Genomic DNA, 17,290 nt, shown 5'->3' with positions numbered 1-17,290 from the left:
AACGCGGCATGATGATCCATGTCATCCGATCCCTCTGCCACACCACCGGAAACGGCCCTCCCAGGCCACCATTCGATCCTGCCGGGCCCGACCCCGTGGTGCGACGGTTTCACAGTCGGCACAGAGGCAGGCGGTGTCCGGCCCGCTTTCGCGTTACCGTCGCGCCATGTCCAAGACCGATATAGACGCAGTGACCGCAGAGTTCTTCGGTGCCTTCGACAACCGGGACGGCAAGGCTGCCGACGTGGACCGGATCAGCCGACTGGTTCTCCCGGGCGGTGTGATCGTCAAGACCGGCCCGGAGTTCACCGTCTACACCGTGGACGAGTTCATCGAGCCCCGCCGGCAACTGCTGGCCGACGGCCGCCTGGTCGAGTTCTCCGAGTGGGAGACCTCCGAACGGACAGAGATCGCGGGCGACATCGCTTCGCGGTTCAGTAAGTACCGCAAGTCCGGGATCTTGGACGGCCGGCGGTTCGAGGGAGTGGGTGCGAAGACCATCCAGTTCGTCCGCACCTCACAGGGCTGGCGGATCGCGGCGGTCGCCTGGTATGACGAGCCCTGACCCCCGACACAGGTCTCGCAGCGACTCACCGGCATGGGTCGATGACGCCCCCTCGGGCCTTGTGCCGGACCCGGTGGCGCCGGTCGGTGCTGGTGGCCGGCGGGCCTCGGCGTCACCGGCTCGTGGCATGGCCTCCCCACCGTGCAGACCAACCAGGCACGCGTGCGTGATGAAGTAGCACCTTTTCACTTGACGACTCATCAGAACGTTTACACCGAGCCCCCTTTGTCGAACCGCGTGGAGGGTGACACGCTCGTCGCCAAGCGCGCTTCCGCCGACTCCCGGGCGGGACCGGCGGAAGCGCGTGGAAAAGGGCAGTTCGCGCCGTCCCTGTACGGACGCAACGTCAATGCCCTGAGGTGGTCGGAAGGAATACGGGCCGAAGCGACACCGAGCGACGGCGGCCAGGCGTCCCGAGTGACGCCGCAGTACGACGTCCCGTGCGTACCACCGTCACAGCGCCGCGTGCACCCCGTGCCGGTCATGGCACACTGCGGCCATGTCTGACGGCCACGCCTCCACGACTCCGCATTCCCGGCCGGATCCACCCCGTGTGGCCTGGCGCAGGCAGATGCGCGAGCGGGTCATCACCGAGGCAAAATCGCTGGCCGCCGAAGACGGCTGGGACCGTGTCCGGGTGGCTGACCTTGCCCTGCGGGCCGACGTATCACGCCCGTCGATCTACAAGGAATTCGGCGACCGGGCGGGGATCGGCCGTGCCCTGGTGGAGCACGAGACGGACGCGTTCCTCATCGGCCTCACCGCGATACTGGACGCCCATCGCGGTCGCCTTGCCCCGGCGCTGGAGGCGGCTGTGGCCCACGCCCTGGAACAGGCAGCGGTCAACCCGTTCATCGGCGCCGTACTGACCGCCACGCGCGGGGGCACCGATGCCCTGCTGCCCTTCCTGACCAGCAGACCCGAGCCCGTCTTCTCCAGCACCCGGCGACTGCTCTGCGCGTGGCTCGGCGAAACAGTCCCGCACACCGCGGAGGACCGTCGCAGCGCGGCCGCCGATCTGGCCGTACGCCTCACCCTCAGCCACATGCTGCTGCCCGCCCACGACCCGGGAGCGACCCCGCAACACATAGCGCGGACCGTGTGCGCGGTCCTTGGTGTACCGGAGCGGAACTGACCCGCGTGCGGGCATCCGTTGGGGGCAGACACGCGGAGGCCGGGACCACGTCACCGCCCGGTTCACGACAGCAGCCCACCACCTGACCGACAACACCACCTGCTCGACAGCACCGCAGAGCCGCCGTCGGGCCGGGAAGCCCCTGCGGCCTCCGGTCCGATCCACTCCACGCCATTGAGCTCAACCGGGCCTGGGAATACTTACCTTGACAGAGTCGAGGTCAGCGACTCCGAGGACCTGTATTGGGCACGTACCGCCCGACCGCCGTGGCTGACGGCGCAGGAGGCGGCGTCGAGGGGTGGCCTGCAGGCCAGGGAGATCAACATCGACGCCGGGTGGTACCAGGGCTGCGGCTTCCGCATCGTCGTCCTCGACCCTGACTGGGATCATGAGCACGCCTCCCACATCACATCCGACCTCGGTGAGTTCGTGACCACCCTTGAGGGGTGGATGCGGCTGATCACCGAGCGCGGGGAACTCCCCAAGGCGTGAGACAGCCGGGGGCGGGAGCGGAGCCCCCGCCGTCCGAGCCCCGGGTGTCCGGCCCGGGGCTTCGGTCGGTTCGGCCGGGGCGGGGTCAGGCGGTCGCCTCCGCGGGGGCCAGGTCCTGGGTCTCCTGCCGTACGACTCGCCGGCGCCGGGACGGCATGCCCACCGTCGGGTTGGCGACGCCCCAGGCCGCGCCCTTGCAGATCAGCTCCTTGTAGAGGGCGGCCACACGGCCCGTCAGGGCGCGGTCGACCGCTCGGTCGTCGGCGGTGACGAACTGGATCAGGCCCTCCCTGCGGCCGAGGGAGACGCACTGCTGGAAGTAGCGGATGGAGACCTGGGGGATCTTGGTGCCGGTGAGGCGGGCCGCGATGGCGTCGGCGGCCTGCCAGGCCATGGGGACGCCCGAGGCGCAGGACATGCGGAGGGGCTTGTCCTGGGGGCCGATGGCCATCGCGGCGTCGCCGACGGCGTAGACATCGGAGTGGGAGACCGAGCGCATCGTGCTGTCGACCACGATCTGGCCGCGGTCGGTGACCTCCAGGGTGGTGGCCCGGGCGATCGGGTGAACGGCGAAGCCGGTGGTCCAGACCGTGACTGCGGCGGGGACGGTCCGTCCGTCGGCGGTCGTCACGCCGTCCGCCGTCACGGCGGTGACCGCCGCGTGCTCGTGAACCTCGATGCCGAGCCGGTCGGTCACCTTCCGCAGGTGAGCGCGGCCCTTCTCCGAGAGCCAGTCGCCGAGGGCGCCGTGCGCGGCCAGGGAGACGTTGAGTTCCGGGCGGGCCTCGGCGATCTCGGTCGCGGCCTCCAGGCCGGTCAGGCCGCCGCCCACGACGGCCACGTGCATGCCGGCGTCCAGCGCGGCGAGGCGGTCGCGGAGGCGGCGGGCGCCGGGGCGGCTGGCCAGCTCGTCGGCGTGTACGGCGGTGCCGGGGACGTCTCCGTCGTTCCAGCCGCTCCCGAGGGCGTAGACCAGGGTGTCGTAGGCGAGCTCGGCCGGGCCGTCGGCGCCGGTGACGGAGACCGTCCTGCGGTCGGCGTCCACAGCGGTGACCTTCGCCAGCTCCAGCTCCACACCCGTGCCGGCGAACATCTCGCTGAACGGCCGCGGCTTGAGGTCCTGGCCCGTGGCGACCTGGTGCATCCGGACACGCTCGACGAAGTCGGGCTCCGGGTTGACGAGGGTGATGGTGACGTCCTCGCGGTGCAGCCTCTTGGCGAGGCGGCCGGCGGCGGTGGCTCCGGTGTAGCCGGCTCCGAGGACGACGATGCGGTGCTGCATGTCCGTGCTCCTGTCTGGGCGGGTCCGCCGTTGTCCGGCGTGGTGTCGCCCCTTGAACCGGGCAGCCCGGCGTTTCCTGACAGGATCGGAATGTGACCTGCGCCACATCACGTCAGAGCGTGTAGAGCGGTCCCTCCCCGTGGTCCGTGGCGGCCCACTGCCGGGTCGCGCGGACGAGTTTGTCGGGGTTGACCTGACTCCGGACGGCCACGATGCCGTCCGCGGTGACCTCCAGGCAGGTGATCCCGACGACCCTGCCGTCCACGACGGCGACGATCGCGGGCCCGCCGTTGGCGGTTGTGGCGTACATGTCGGGCGCGCCGCCGATGTACTTCCGCTTGGCGTCGCTGGGCTTGAAGAGACCGCGCAGGAAGGTGGCGACCGCGTGCGCGCCCTCGAACGCCTTCGCGCGTGCCGGGATCTTGCCGCCGCCGTCACCGACCGAGACGGCGTCCTGGGTGAGCAGGCGGATGAGGGGGTCGGTGCGGCCGCTGGTCGCCGCCGCCAGGAACTCCTCGACGATCCGCCGTGCGGCGTCCTCGTCGACCTCGGTGCGCGCCTTGCCCTCGGCGACGTGCTTCTTGGCCCGGTGGTAGATCTGCTGGCCGGCGGCCTCGGTGATGTCCAGGATCTCGGCGATCTCCCGGTGCGGGTAGTCGAAGGCCTCCCGCAGGACGTACACCGCCCGCTCCTTGGGCGACAGGCGCTCCAGCAGGACGAGGACGGCGTACGACACGGACTCGCGCTGCTCGGCGGTGGCGGCGGGGCCGAGCATCGTGTCCCCGGCGAGCAGCGGCTCGGGGAGCCACCGTCCCACGTACGTCTCGCGCCGCGCGCGGGCCGAAGTCAGCTGGTTGAGGCAGAGGTTGGTGAGGACCTTGGTCAGCCAGGCCTCGGGCACCTCGATCCGGCCGACGTCGGCCGCCTGCCAGCGCAGGAACGTATCCTGTACGGCGTCCTCCGCCTCGCCCGACGAGCCGAGCAGCCGGTAGGCGATGGCCTCCAGCCGGGGCCTGGCGGCCTCGAATCGGTCCACGTCACTCATGCTCAGGGCCATGCCCGCGATCTTAGGCGCCTCCGCGCCGGATCGACAGGGCGGCCCTCCGCCTGACAACGACGGAGGTCTACGGGCTCGTTGGCAGACCGAGCCGACGCCGGACGACCGGGGCGGGCCCTGCACCGCACCCGAGAACAAGCGCTCCGGCCTGACCGCCACCGCGGTCGGCGCAGTCGCTGATCGTGAGGACAACGGGGCCGCCTACCGCGATATCGGGCGTGTGCGCCGGCTTGAGCGCTCAGCATGACGGCTCTCGTTCCGCAGGGTGGTCGCGGCGTTCACCCGTGCGGGTAGGAAAGGTGCCCCTGCACGCGTGTCACGCAGTGGCAGGTAGCACGGGCCGGTCAGTTCGTGACGTGGAACTCGTTGCCGGCGGCGTCGAGGAACTCGCCTGGTTCCCTGTCGGATCGGGTGACCTCCAGGCGCAGCCTGTTCCTTCCCGCCTTCGGCGCCGCGGGCGGTCCCATCACCAGCGAGACCGTGCTGGAGGACCTCCGGCGCAGCCGGACACCCCAGTCGTGGTGCTCGACCGCGTGCCAGTCGGCCAGGGACTGCCAGAAGGCCGACTGCGCGAAGCGGTCTTCCTCGGCGACGTCGAGGCAGACCGCGACGAGGCCGGAGTCGGCGAGCACACCGGGGTGGCCAGGACGCAGCACGCAGAACTCGTTGCCCTCCGGATCGGCCAGCACGTCCCACGGGACGTCTCCCTGGCCGATGTCGACCCGCGTCGCACCGAGTGCGACCAGGCGTGCCACCTCGGCTTCCCAGTCGGGTCCCCCGGCCAGGTCGAGGTGGAGTCGGTTCTTGGGCGACGCCTTCGGGATCACGGTCGGCACGAAGCGCAGTCGCAGGCCGCCCGTCCGACCCTGCGTAGCGTCCAGCCAGAAGCGGTCCATGCGCGCGACATCCAGCGCGTCGATCACGATCCCCGTCAGCAACCTGTTTCCCCCAAGCCGTCGAGTCCCTCAGCTCCCCATTGTCTCCGCCGCTGTCGGCCGCCACGGGCTGGAGCGCGGCGAGGTGTCCGCACCCTCGGGCCGGTGAGGTGGGAGGCCCGACGCGAAGGCGAGGATGTCGGCGACCGCATCGCGCAGGCTGTCGAAGTGACGGTGCACGCCGTTCTCCGCGTCGGCGGTGTTGACGCCCCACACCGTCATCCCGGCACGCAGGCCGGACTGCACCCCGGAGGGGGCGTCCTCGATGACCAGGCATTCCTCCGGTCTGGCGCCGAGTCGCGCGGCGGCCTGCAGATACGGCACCGGCGACGGTTTCCCTTCCTCCACGGCGGCCGCGTCCACCAAGACCTCAGGCACCGGCAGACCCGTCCGCGCGAAGCGCCCACGTACCCGGTGCTCGTAGTTCGAGGTCACCAACGCCCAGGCCCCGGGCCTCAAAGCACTCAGCAACTCCACGGCGCCGTCGAAGGCCGCATAGGTGCCGGAGCGAACGTCCTCGTCCTCCAGTTCATGGAGCACGGCCAGGCACTCTCGGGGGTCCTTGTCCGACGCGACCCGCGCGAAGGTCTCCATGGGTCTCGTCCGCAGCGCCACTCGGTGAACCTCGTCGGGGTCGAGCCCATAACGCTCTGCCCATGTTCGCCAGACCAGGCGCTGGTTCTCCACGGCATCGATCAACGTGCCATCGACATCGAACAGGACATACCTCGCCGCACCGGGACGGCCGGGTTCACTGATCACGCGTCGATCATGTCATCAGGCGCTCGGCCGGATCACAGCGTGTTCTGGCCGGGCCGGCAAGGCCGTTCGCACATCGGGGTGACGGCTGCTGAGCCAGGGCAGTTGCGTGTCCACGACGGACGTGGGGCGCTCCGGCCCGTTCGGCAGGCCCGCGGGCCAGGCAGCACGGTCGCGGACGAAGGCGCCCAGCAGATAGGCGATATGGGGTTGATCGGCTGGGTACGCCTTCGCCAGGCGTTCCAGGGCATAGATGCCGCCCAGGCGAACGTCGCACGTCGGGCTGCCCAAGTGGCCTATGGCCTTGCTGAACCGGTCGGCGACCTGGCCCTCGCGGGCCAGTCCTGGGGCCCGTCTGGATCATCTGGTGGTTGGCCAAGGCTGCTGACTGGAGAGTCGACCGCGGTACCGATAGTGGCGTACGCGTCGGCGCGGAGGACTTCCGCATGACTCACGGCATCAGTTCGATGTGCGGATGGTCCGGGGATGCCGGGCAGACGTGGAGTTGGAGGTCGTAGTCGCCGATGATGTCGATCAAGGTGAAGTTGCCGTCCTGGGCGCCCAGGGGAGGCGGGGCCGGGTTCGTCCGTTCCTCCTCGGCGATCCAGGTCTCGCTGCCGCCGTCCCATTCCGAGGAGGCGATGGTGAGGAGCGGGACCTGCTCGGTGCCGCACTCGGGGCAGGGGCGGGGCACGGGGTCGGTGCGGGGCCAGCTGCTCCAGCCGCCGGTCTTCCAGCCGGGGGCGGTGGAGAGGTTGGTCAGGTAGAGCTCCTGCGGGTCGTCCGCGTAACTGCTGTACAGCGCACGGTCGATCGTCTCCCAGCGGCTCATGTCGTCCAGCTGGTCCCGAAGCTCCTTGTCCAGCTCCCTGGGGTGGGGGAATTCGGTGACCTGCTCCGGTGAGAACAGGCACGGCTCCGGGAGGTAGTACGCGGACTGGATGATCGGCGGCTCGGGCGGTGCGTCGAGGACGTCGGTGACGGTGGCGGAGGAGCGCCAGAAGAGCGCGGTCTTCGGGTGGGCGTGTTCCGCGTGGTCGAAGGGGCACCACAGGACCTGGAGGAGGTCCGCGTCGGGCGGGCGGGGGAAGGGGATGTCTCGGGCGTAGAGCTGGGCGACGGGGAAGAGGGGGATCGGGCCGTCGAACCACGGGCGGCCCGCGCTGATCCGCTCCAAGGTCTCCCGTTCCTCGGGGGTCCACTGGGGCGCCTGAGGGTCGAGGTGCAACCGTTCGGCCGATGCGGCGCAGACACGGCGGTGGAGCCGGATGTCGTCCGGTGAGTGGACCACTCTCGTCACGCGACTGTCGTGCGGCTCGTCGCAGTACGGCCACGGCTCGTCGGCGGGCCACAGGAGCGGGCCGCCGACGGAGCTATCGTGCACGGTCGGGGCCCCCGGCCGCGGGTGCAGCCGGGTCGCCGTGCGCGCCAGTGGGGCCAGTTGAGGAAAGAGCGCGGTGATGTCGAACGGCCGCGGTGGGGTCGTAAAGATGGCGTTCACAGCGGTGATGCTGCCAGCAGCGTCTGACAACGGGCGTACCGATCCATGTCAGCTGACACCCCACAGCTTCCCTGAGCCAGCAGGCGGACCAGAGAAGGATGAGCGCGCACGATTGTGGAGTCCGCCGAGACGACCGACCACGGCCCCCGGCGCGGTGGGGACCACCGACAGCTGCGACCTGGCCCCAAGGTCGAGGTCGCCCTCCCCTTGACCTGGGATCGACCGGTCAGCGACCTCAACCGGTAGGGCGTGCACCGGGCTCGTGGGGTCAGGTGGGAATCCGTACCGTCTCCACCCAGCTCGGGGGCTGCGGTGCCGTGGAGCCGATCAGGGCCGCTATGACCCGGCAGGGCGGATTCCCGTCGGGCCAGGGGGTGAAGCCGTCGGTGAGGACCACGACGATGTTCGGACGGTCCGGCGTCGCGAGCGCCGCCTCGATGCCGACGCGCATGTCCGTGCCGCCACCGCCGCCCAGGGTGATCTGCTCGGTGGCCGCCACCCGGGACACGGCCTGCACATCGGCGTCGCACGCCAGGACGGTCACGCGGTTGCCCCGTACACCCACCTCACGCAGCACACCCGTCACCTCCGCGAGGGCGGCGGCCAGTTCGGCGTCGCCCATCGAACCGGAGGTGTCGATGACCACGGCCACCCTCGGCAGCGGGCGGCGCAGACTCGGGAGGACGACGCCGCGCAGGGCCGGGGTGCGGCGCGAAGGGCGGCGATAGGTGTAGTCGACGGCTCCGCCCGCCCAGGCCGCGGCTTCCCGGACCGCGCCGGACAGCGCCTGCCGCCAGTCCACCGTGGGTTCCAGGATCTGCTCGGCCCAGCGTTGCCAGCCCCCGGGCAGGGTGCCGCGAGTGCGCTGGTGGGCGCGCATCGCGTCGGCGGTCTGCCGCCGCAGTGCCTGTGCCTCGATCTCCCCGATCCGTGCCGACCCGGCATCTCCCGGCAGCTCCCAGGGCCCGGGCCGGCCGTGGGCGCCCGATCCGCAGTCCGGCGTACGCACCTGCGGCGGCAGCCGGTCGACATACACCTCGAACAGCCGGCCCTCGGGAAGGCCGAACAGGCGGGGTTCCATGCGCCCCTCGGGCAGCCGGAGACCGTCGGCGAGCAGATCGTCGTTGATCTCGCAGTCCTGGGCGACGTTGACGCGGTGCCAGTCGCGCTGGGCGGCGGCGGGGAGCCGGTCCGCCCGGCCGTGGTGGTCGCGCAGCAGGTGCGCCACCTCGTGCACCCACACGCCCGCGAGCTCGGGCACCGCTGTCGCCTCGACGAAGGCAGGCGACACGTAGCAGCGCCAGTGCCGGTCCACGCCCATCGTGGGCACCTGCGTGCTCGGCACCACGGTCAGGGAGTACAACGCGGCCGCCAGATACGGCCGGTCGCTCGCCGCCCGGTAGCGGGCGGCGAGCAGTTTGGTCATGTCCAGGGCCCCGCTGGAGTCCTCCGTGGTACCCGCGCCCCTCACCGGCCGCCGCCGGGCAGCGCCCCCGACATCTGCAGCAGGTCCAGGAACCCGTCGATGCCGGGCGGTACGGGCCAGTCGAGCTGCCGCATCATCGCGAGGTCGGTGGCGGCCCGGGCGGCCACGTCCGGTACGCCCGCGTCCACGGCCTTCGCCAGCACGGTCCAGCCTGCCTCCCACCGGGGCCGGGTGAGGTCGCTCTGGATGGCGGCGACCACCGCGATGAGGAACGCCAGTTGCCGGTCGCCGCGTTCGGGCAGGGCGAAGGCGTCCGGGTCGGCGAGGACGCGGTCGGGGTCGGGCAGGTCGAGGTGTTCGAGGTAGGACAGCAGCTCGAGGCCCGCGCCGTCCCCGACGGCACCGGTCAGCGCGGCGGCCAGGGCCTCTCGGCCGGCGCTGGCCGCGTACGCGGTGGCGAGCAGCTTGAGCGCCATCTCCCAGGTCCGAGGGGACGGCCAGGACCGGCCGCGGCTCTCGGCGTCGCCGGGGATGTGGTGGACCAGGCCGGGCCTGGCCGTCAGGAAGCCGGAGATCGCGCCGCGGGCCCGGGCGACGGCGCCGGGCACCTTGGTGGCGCCGACGACGGGCACGGTCACCTCCGGCCAGGTGCCGGCCATGCCGCGGGCGACGGTCCGGGGGTCGTGGGTCCATTCGAGGTGGACGAACCGGTTGGCGAGGGGTGGGCTGAGATGCCAGCCGTCGGCCGCGCTGGAGGGCGGGTTGGCGGCGGCGACGATGCGTACCGCCTCCGGCAGGACCAGGCTGCCCACCCGTCGTTCGAGCACCACGCGCAGCAGGGCCGCCTGCACGGCGGGCGGCGCGGAGGAGAGTTCGTCGAAGAAGAGCAGACCCTGTCCGGCTCGCGCGAGGCGGACCGCCCAGTCCGGCGGGGCCATCGGGACGCCGGTCGTGGCCGGGTCGTCACCGACGATGGGCAGTCCGGCGAAGTCGGAGGGTTCGTGCACGCTGGCGATGACCGTCTCCAGCGGCAGGTCGAGCCCGGCGGCGAGCTGTTCCAGCGCCGCCGACTTGCCGATTCCGGGTTCTCCCCACAGCAGCACGGGCTGATTGGCCGTCACGGCGAGCGTGAGCGCCTCGAGTTGAGGGTTCGTGGCGGCTTCGGTGCGGTGCGTACGCAGCCTGCGGTTGAGATCGTCCGCGGCCGCCAGCGGGCCGGACGGCGCGGTGGGGGCGGTCACGTCGGTACTCAAAGGGGCAGCCTCTCCTCGTCGCCGGGCTCGTCGACGGACTCGTCACCGGGTTCGTCGGCAGGCTCGTCGCCGAACTCATCGGCGGGCTCGTCATAGGACTCGAAATCGTGGTCGGACTCGTCGGGCTCGTCGTCGTAGGCCTCCGCCTGCTCCTCCATCCATTCGTCCCACCACTCGGCGCCTATACCGGGGTGCTCCGCCTGGACGCGCTTCTGGAGGAAGGCCAGGTCGTGCCGCTTGTAGCGGCGGACGATCTGGGCCAGCGACAGATCGGACTCGTCGACCGCGTCGAGCCGTGCCCCGGCGGCGACGAGCGCCTCCACCAGCGCCTTCGAACCGAGGTCGTTGACCGCCACGTACAGCGGTGTGCGTTCCCGCTGGTCGCGGGCCTCAAGGTCGAGTCCCTCCGCCAGCAGCCGTGGCAGGAGCGGCTCGTGGTCGAGGAGGTTCAGCAGGTGCAGCAGGGTGCGACCTTTGGGGTCCCGTACGCGCGGGTCGACACCGGTGTCGAGAAGTTCCAGCACGCCGGGGGTGTCACCGTGCTGGACGCGCAGGAACAGTTCGTTGCGCTGGGCCCGCAGCGCCTTCGGCAGGCGGCCCTCGCCGGAGGTCCACGTCTGCTCCACGGCGAAGCATCCGGCGACGGCACCACCGAAGGCGCGCAGGGCACGCTCGCGCTGTTGTTCCGCGTCGCTGTGCGGCATGGCCATCAGGCCGCCGGAGCGGAAGGCCACCTCGTGCCATTCCCCGCGGCACCTGATCCGCACCGGTTCGGGGAGCGTCGGGCCCGGCGGGCCGGCCTGCGCTGCCGGGACGGGGAGGGCGGGGAACAGCGCCTCGCGGACGAGCGGATGAAGTTGCTCCGCCGCGATGCCACGGGCGCGCATGAGGTCGAGGTCGGGGAGCCTGCGCCACAGGGCCTCGGCGAGTATGGGACGGCCCTTGACCTCCTCCCGGTCGACGGCTCGCATCAGCAGTCCGCCGGACTCCGCGGGCTCCAGCAGGATGTGGGTCCGCCAGTGCGCGGCGATGACGAAGCGGTCGCCGACACCCTCGGCGATCTGCCGGCGGATCTCCGGCTCCAGGCGGGTGTGCTCGAGTGCGATCCCGCCCAGGAGCTCCTCGAGGGCGACCAACCGGCGCGAGTTCTGCGGGCGGGTCAGGTCCGCCTCGATGCCGGCGGCGGCGAGGGCGGCCTGTGTCTCGCCCTTCTGGTACAGCAGCGCGGCCCACTCGGCCCGCGCCGCCGGGTCCCCCGCGCCGGGATCGGCCGGGGGCAGTTCGTCCGTGCCGCGCGGGGTGGCGTCGGCGTGGAAGAACGGCGGCCGGTCCGTACCGCCGCCGCAGCGTTCGAGCAGTTCGGCGGTGTGCCGCGTGTCCCACAGGTGCCGCGCGGACCGCCAGTCCTCGGTGCCCGGCCCGAAGACTCCCGCGGCCGACTCGTTCTCGACCGTGCTGAACCGCAGGGCGATCCGCTGTGGTCCCTCGACCATCGCGGGCGTGGTGATGTGCAGGTACGGCGTGGTCAGGCGGTTCTCGTCGGCCGTCTTCGGGCGGTAGCGCGCCAGGACGACCGTCCGGTCCGTGGCGAGCGTGGTCCGCCCGCCGAGCAGGCGCGGCAGATGCCAGCGCAGCAGGTCGGGGGCGAAGTGACGGAGGTCGTCCTCCAGGGCCGTGGCGACGTCGTCGCCGCAGTGGTCGGCCACCTCGGACAGCTCGAAGGTGACGTCGACGTTGGCCGCCGCGCAGGCTCCGCGCCAGTCACCTGCCAGCCGGGACGCGGTCGCGCGTTCGATCATCCAGCGGGGCACGGCGTACCGGCGGATCCGGCGCCGGCTCGACGCCTCGTCCGCGGGGAAGCAGCGGAGTTCGCCACGAGAGCTCAACGGTAGACGCTCCCTATCGCGCGCAGGTCGGGGTGCGCCCCGCCGACGGGGCGCAGGCGCCGGGTGAAGGACCGCTTCACCTTGCGGGGCAGGCCGGGTCCCAGGCCGACGTACTCCAGGGGCGTGTTGTCGGGAACGGCCGCCAGCAAGGTCTTCGCGCCCCGTCCGGTCAGACCGGTGTGGCACAACTCGAGCCGGCGCAGCGGGCTGCCGGGCAGGGCGGCGGCCAGCGCGTGGGCGCCTTCGTCACCGGTGGTGTTGGCCGGGGCGCCGAGGCTGCGTTCCGACATCGGCCGGCCCAGGTCGAGCGCCTCGATGCCGCCGAGGGAGTCGGCGAGGGCCCGGGCACCGGTGGGGCCGATGCCGTTGCCGCCCAGACCGAGGCGTACGGGCCGCGCGGGATCGGCGGCCGCGGCGAGGATCGCGGCACCCTCGTCCCCGAGGTGGTTCGCGGGGAGGTACAGCTCGCGCACGCCCGCTTCACGGATCAGCGCCGCCAGGAGCGGGGCGGCGTCGGCGGTCAGCCCGTTGCCGCCGAGGAAGAGTCGTTCCACCGGGGTGGGCCGGTTGGTGAGGGTCTCGCACAGGGCTCGCAGACCGTCGGTGGTCAGACCGGTGTTGACCAGGTCGAGGGTGCGCAGCGTGGTGTTGTTGCGGAGCATCGCGGCGAGGGCCCGGGCGCCGTGGTCGCCCACCGGGTTGCGCTTGAGCCACAGGGCGTGGACGGTGGCGTCCGTCGTCAGCGCGTCGGTGAGCGCGGTGACGCCGTCGGGGCCGATGCGGTTGCAGCCGAGGTAGAGCGTGTGCAGGCCATGGCCGTCGGCGAGTGCGTCGGCGACCGTGCGGGCTCCCTCGTCGCCGATGGCGTTGGTGCCGAGCAGGATGTGCGCGGCGTGCGGGGAGGCCGCGGCCACGGGCATCAGCCGGGCGGCGCCGCCCGCTCCGAGTCCCTGCTTGCACAGGTCGACACGTCCGTCCGCGCGCACGGTGCCGAGCGGGAACGCCTCGTCGGCCTCGACCGGCAGGGCGGACCGCAGTCGGGCCAGCAACGGCTCCAGAGCGGCGGGTTCGCTGATCGGGATGTCGGGGTGCTCGATCGCGGGGCAGCGTACGGGTGTCGGCTGCGTCATCACCACTCCACCGGTCCATTGCCGGTGCCCGGCGCGCCGAGGGCGGCATCCATCGCCCTCCGCCCGCCAGGGTGAACCGACGCCAATCGACTTCTTCCACGACAAGGGTGGCAAGGCCGGCCGGATTCGAACCGACGTCCTCCAGCTCGATGCTTGGGCGCGACGACCTCTGCGCTACAGCCTTGCCGCGATGATCATAACCACAATCGCGTCCGCGTTCGGACCCAGTTGGGCACATCGGGGACCGGACGGCCCGGTCGGGGGGTTTGTTGGGCACTCCGGACGGCTTTACGGATCTTCGCTGCGCGCTTCTCCGCTCGGCGCGCTTCTCCGATCTGCGCCTTTCTCCGCTCGGCGCGAGAAGCCGGTCCCGGCCGTTCCGATGGCCGGGCCTACGATCCGGACGCGCTCTCCGGACTGGATACTGTCGGAACTGCCGTCGAGCCGGGGGAACATGACATGACCGTCGCCAGGATTCTGAGACCCGCCCTCGCCGCCGCTCTCCTGGCATCGGCCACCGCCTGCGGAGCGTCCTCCGGGCCGGACGCATCGTCGGGCCAGGCGGCCGGCCCGGCCGCCGTCAACACGCGCGGTTCGGCACTCCCCCAGCCCGTCAGCGCCGTCATGCCCGATGTCATCGGCGGCAATGCCGGGCGCGCGTTCGAGCAGATGGGCTCCGAACTCGACATGACGTTCAAGGACGCGAGCGGACGGGGTCGTTCGGTGGACGATCCGGCCGCGTGGAAGATCTGCGGCTCCCAGCCGGGCCCGAACCAGCAGATCACCGATTTCCCGGTGGTCTTCGAGGTGATGGAGGTTTCGGAGAGCTGTCAGGACGCGACGCCGAACTGACGGGTGCCCGAGGCCTCACGTGGTCGCCGGTCCGAGGGGCTGGGTTGACTCGGTCGTCGCCCAACATGCCGGCCGGCTCGATCGCACGGCCGTCCTGGCGGGACTCCGCGGTGGCCGAGGCGGGTACTTGCATCCGCACGGCCGTCTTGGCGGACTCCGCGGGTACCTTCGTCGATGTGCCCGAGAAGACCACGCACGCCTTCCGCGACCCCTACCCGGCCCGGACGCACACCCGGTTCACGCTCATGGCCGGATCGCGGTGATCACGCCCGCGGACCCGTCCACGGCCCCGGCCTCGTCGACCGACCGATCCGGGGCGCCGACCGCCGGGCGGAGGCGGGCATCGGTGGCCGGTACCCTGATCGCCGCGTTCGGCGGCTTCGCCAGCTTCAACGTGACGCTCTCCGCGATGCCCGCGTACGCCGTCCGGTCCGGCGCCGGACCGTCGGGGGCCGGAGTACTCACCGCCACCCTGATGGCGGCCACCCTGGCCGTCCAGCCGTTCACGCCGCGGCTCTTCGCCCGGCTCGGACGCCGGTACTCCCTCGCCCTCAGTGGTGTACTGCTCGCGCTGCCCTGCCTGTTGCTGCCCGCCGCCACGACGATGTCCACGCTGGCCGGCCTCGTGGCGGTACGCGGGCTGGGTTTCGGCGTCTTCGTCGTCGCCGGCGTCACCTTCACCGCCGAGTTGTTCCCGCCCGGCAGACGCGGGCGGGCCATCGGCTGGTACGGCGCGGTGGTCGGAGTCGCCGGAGTCCTGGGGGCTCCCCTGGGCATCGCCCTGGCCCGTCAGGAGGCGTACGGGCTCGCCTTCGCCCTGGCTGCGGGCACGGCCGCGCTGGTCGTGGCCGGCTCGTTCGGCCTTCCCCGTGGAACGGAGCCGGCCCACCGGGCAGGACCGAGGTCCGGCCGCTCATGGACCCTGCGTGGGACTTGGCGATCGCTGCGTCCCATGACAGGCCCCTTGTTCGTGGAGGTCGCCTCCACCACCGCCTACGGCGTCGTCTTCACGTTTCTGCCGCTCACCGCCTCGGCCGCTCCCGAGGCGCTCCTTGCCGCGCAGGCCTCCACCGTGCTCGCCCGGCTCGGCGCCGGGTGGCTCATCGACCGCCACGGTGGCCGCCGGGTGCTCGTACCCGCCGTCGTGGTCACCACTCTCGGCACCGCCGCGGGTGCGGCCTCTCACGAGACGGCACTGCTGCTGATCGGTACCGCCCTGTTCGGAGCGGGCTTCGGAGCCGTCCAGAGCGCCACCCTGGTGCTCGTCATGGAGGCGGCCGACGACAGCCCCGCCGGTCTAGGCGTCGCCGGGGTCGCCTGGAACGTCGCCTTCGACGGCGGCACGGGAGTCGGCTCGCTCGCGGGCGGCCCCCTGCTCTCCGCGGGCGGCCCGTCCCTCCTCTTCCCGGCGACGGCGGCCGTCCTGGCCGTATTCCTTCTCGTGGACTTCCTCACGGTACGCCCGCGGCATTCGAAGAATGGCGACCCGGCGCGCGAAGCCTGACACCCCGCATCTGGTCGTACATTCGGATCCTCGAAGGCCTTGGCGCCAACCACCCGTCCACGGCGCACAGTTGCTAGTGTTGGGCCATGCGGATAGGCGTGAATGTTCCCAACTTCGGGCCCGGCACGAACCCGGATGTCCTGGCCCGCTGGGCCAAAACCGTGGAAGGCCTCGGGTTCGACCTGTTGATGCTCTCCGACCATGTGGCGATCACCTCTGACGTCGCCAAACAATATCCCGCTCCATTTTATGAACCTGTCACAACTCTCGCCTGGCTGGCCGGAATTACGACCAGGATCAAACTGGGTACGACAGTCCTCATCGCCCCCTACCGACACCCCTTACTGGTCGCCCGCATGGCGGCCAACCTGCACCAACTCAGCGGCGGCCGGCTGATCCTCGGCGTCGGGGTCGGGTGGGCCCGGGAAGAGTTCGAGGCACTGGGCGTCCCCTTCGAGCGACGCGGCGCTCTCACCGACGAACACTTGCGGACCATACGGGCGGCATGGGAGAACGAAGCCGATTACGGCTGCGGACAGGTTCCGATCTGGGTCGGCGGAAACAGCGATGCCGCAATGCGCCGGGCCGTACGTTTCGCGTCTCCGTGGCATCCGCTGCGGTTCACGATGCCCTGGTTCAGGGAGGCCCTGAACCGACTGAACAGTATTTCAGCCGATCTCGGCGAACCGGTCCCCGAGTTGGTTCCACGCACATTCCTCCGGATCACGGAGAAACCGATCGACCACCCGGATCGCCGGGCGGGCGAAGGCACCATCGAGCAAATTCTCGAGGACATCGAGGAATTGCGTCGCGCGGGTGCCGAGACCGTGCTGCTCGATCCCTATCACGGCGATCCGAACGAGACCTTGCGGCCCGAAGTGGCGTGGCAGGCACTGGCCACCGTGGCCGCCCACCGGCCATAGCCGACACCTTCCAGAAACGGAGCAACAGTGGCCCTCAACGACCGCGACCTTCCCGAGAGCGGTACCCCCCGCGCCGGCACCGTCGGCGAAGCCGAACTGCCCTACCTGCGCCGCTGCGTCGAGCTGGCGGCCGAGGCGGTGGAGGCCGGTGACTGGCCGTTCGGATCCGTGCTCGTCGACGCGGACGGCAAGATCCTGGCCGAGGAGCGCAACCGTGAGTCCACCACCGGCGACCCGACCGCGCACCCGGAGTTCGAACTCGCCCGCTGGGCCGCGGCCCACCTGAGCCCCGAGGCACGAGCCACGGCGACCGTGTACACCTCGGGTGAGCACTGCCCGATGTGCGCGGCCGCGCACGGGTGGGTCGGGCTGGGACGGATCGTGTACGCGAGCTCGTCCCAGCAGGCTCGGGACTGGAAGGCGGAGTGGGGCGTGGCCATCACCTCGCCCTTGAGTCCGCTGTCCATCCAGGACGTCGTCCCCGGTCTCGAAGTGGCGGGTCCGGTCCCGGAGTTCGCCGAGCAGGTACGGGACTTGCAGTGGCGCTTCCGTAACAGGGACAGCGCGACCGGCTGACCGCCGCACGAACG

16 protein-coding genes and 1 tRNA gene are annotated in these 17,290 nt (G+C 71.5%); 7 read left to right on the top strand and 10 right to left on the bottom strand.

Annotated elements, in window-relative coordinates; all coding sequences use genetic code 11:
* The first annotated feature begins 166 nt into the window (after positions 1-166).
* From OG780_RS41835 to OG780_RS41825, 3 genes are all read left to right on the top strand, one after another.
* The gene (locus OG780_RS41835) at positions 167-565 is read left to right on the top strand and encodes a nuclear transport factor 2 family protein (protein ID WP_328457309.1); all 399 of its coding nucleotides are present in this window, start codon (positions 167-169) and stop codon (positions 563-565) included.
* 499 nt (positions 566-1,064) lie between these two features.
* Positions 1,065-1,700 carry a TetR/AcrR family transcriptional regulator gene (locus OG780_RS41830; protein WP_328457307.1) on the top strand — a complete coding sequence of 212 codons (636 nt, stop codon included), beginning with the start codon at positions 1,065-1,067 and terminating at the stop codon, positions 1,698-1,700.
* A gap of 174 nt (positions 1,701-1,874) precedes the next feature.
* Entirely contained in the window at positions 1,875-2,192 is a 318-nt protein-coding gene (locus OG780_RS41825) for a hypothetical protein (RefSeq protein WP_328457305.1), read from the top strand.
* A gap of 85 nt (positions 2,193-2,277) precedes the next feature.
* Here the strand turns inward: OG780_RS41825 and OG780_RS41820 are convergent, their stop codons facing one another.
* From OG780_RS41820 to OG780_RS41775, 10 genes are all read right to left on the bottom strand, one after another.
* Positions 2,278-3,474, bottom strand: coding sequence for an NAD(P)/FAD-dependent oxidoreductase (locus OG780_RS41820; protein WP_328457303.1), 1,197 nt, complete (start codon positions 3,472-3,474; stop codon positions 2,278-2,280).
* A 112-nt stretch (positions 3,475-3,586) separates the two neighbouring features.
* Positions 3,587-4,531, bottom strand: coding sequence for an RNA polymerase sigma factor SigJ (gene sigJ / locus OG780_RS41815; RefSeq protein WP_328457301.1), 945 nt, complete (start codon positions 4,529-4,531; stop codon positions 3,587-3,589).
* A 344-nt stretch (positions 4,532-4,875) separates the two neighbouring features.
* Positions 4,876-5,469, bottom strand: coding sequence for a VOC family protein (locus tag OG780_RS41810; protein WP_328457299.1), 594 nt, complete (start codon positions 5,467-5,469; stop codon positions 4,876-4,878).
* Between the two features lie 27 nt (positions 5,470-5,496).
* Positions 5,497-6,228: an HAD family hydrolase gene (locus OG780_RS41805; RefSeq protein WP_328457297.1), complete on the bottom strand. Its 732-nt coding sequence runs from the start codon at positions 6,226-6,228 to the stop codon at positions 5,497-5,499.
* 448 nt (positions 6,229-6,676) lie between these two features.
* The gene (locus OG780_RS41800) at positions 6,677-7,726 is read right to left on the bottom strand and encodes a hypothetical protein (protein ID WP_328457295.1); all 1,050 of its coding nucleotides are present in this window, start codon (positions 7,724-7,726) and stop codon (positions 6,677-6,679) included.
* Between the two features lie 268 nt (positions 7,727-7,994).
* Positions 7,995-9,152 (bottom strand): vWA domain-containing protein, encoded by a 1,158-nt coding sequence (locus tag OG780_RS41795; protein ID WP_328457293.1) that lies wholly within the window; start codon positions 9,150-9,152, stop codon positions 7,995-7,997.
* Between the two features lie 41 nt (positions 9,153-9,193).
* Positions 9,194-10,405 (bottom strand): AAA family ATPase, encoded by a 1,212-nt coding sequence (locus OG780_RS41790; protein WP_328457291.1) that lies wholly within the window; start codon positions 10,403-10,405, stop codon positions 9,194-9,196.
* A complete protein-coding gene (locus tag OG780_RS41785) occupies positions 10,402-12,291 on the bottom strand; it encodes an ankyrin repeat domain-containing protein (RefSeq protein ID WP_328457289.1) in 1,890 nt (629 codons plus the stop codon). Before OG780_RS41785 ends, OG780_RS41790 begins: the two co-directional genes overlap by 4 nt.
* Positions 12,288-13,421, bottom strand: a complete 1,134-nt coding sequence (locus tag OG780_RS41780; RefSeq protein ID WP_328457287.1) for a gala protein — start codon at positions 13,419-13,421, stop codon at positions 12,288-12,290. The genes OG780_RS41785 and OG780_RS41780 overlap by 4 nt, the downstream gene beginning before the upstream one ends.
* Before the next feature lie 108 nt (positions 13,422-13,529).
* Positions 13,530-13,605: transfer RNA gene (locus OG780_RS41775), tRNA-Arg, on the bottom strand.
* 275 nt (positions 13,606-13,880) lie between these two features.
* Between OG780_RS41775 and OG780_RS41770 the strand changes: the two genes are divergently transcribed.
* From OG780_RS41770 to OG780_RS41755, 4 genes are all read left to right on the top strand, one after another.
* Positions 13,881-14,273, top strand: a complete 393-nt coding sequence (locus OG780_RS41770; protein ID WP_328457285.1) for a hypothetical protein — start codon at positions 13,881-13,883, stop codon at positions 14,271-14,273.
* 346 nt (positions 14,274-14,619) lie between these two features.
* On the top strand, positions 14,620-15,777 hold the full coding sequence (locus OG780_RS41765; protein WP_328457283.1) for an MFS transporter: 1,158 nt from the start codon (positions 14,620-14,622) through the stop codon (positions 15,775-15,777).
* 86 nt (positions 15,778-15,863) lie between these two features.
* Positions 15,864-16,700: an LLM class flavin-dependent oxidoreductase gene (locus OG780_RS41760; protein ID WP_328457281.1), complete on the top strand. Its 837-nt coding sequence runs from the start codon at positions 15,864-15,866 to the stop codon at positions 16,698-16,700.
* A gap of 27 nt (positions 16,701-16,727) precedes the next feature.
* On the top strand, positions 16,728-17,276 hold the full coding sequence (locus tag OG780_RS41755) for a nucleoside deaminase (RefSeq protein WP_328457279.1): 549 nt from the start codon (positions 16,728-16,730) through the stop codon (positions 17,274-17,276).
* The last annotated feature ends 14 nt before the right edge of the window (positions 17,277-17,290 follow it).

This window comes from Streptomyces sp. NBC_00386 (assembly GCF_036063235.1).
Taxonomy (GTDB): Bacteria; Actinomycetota; Actinomycetes; order Streptomycetales; family Streptomycetaceae; genus Streptomyces.
This window is presented reverse-complemented; position numbering and strand designations above follow the sequence as displayed.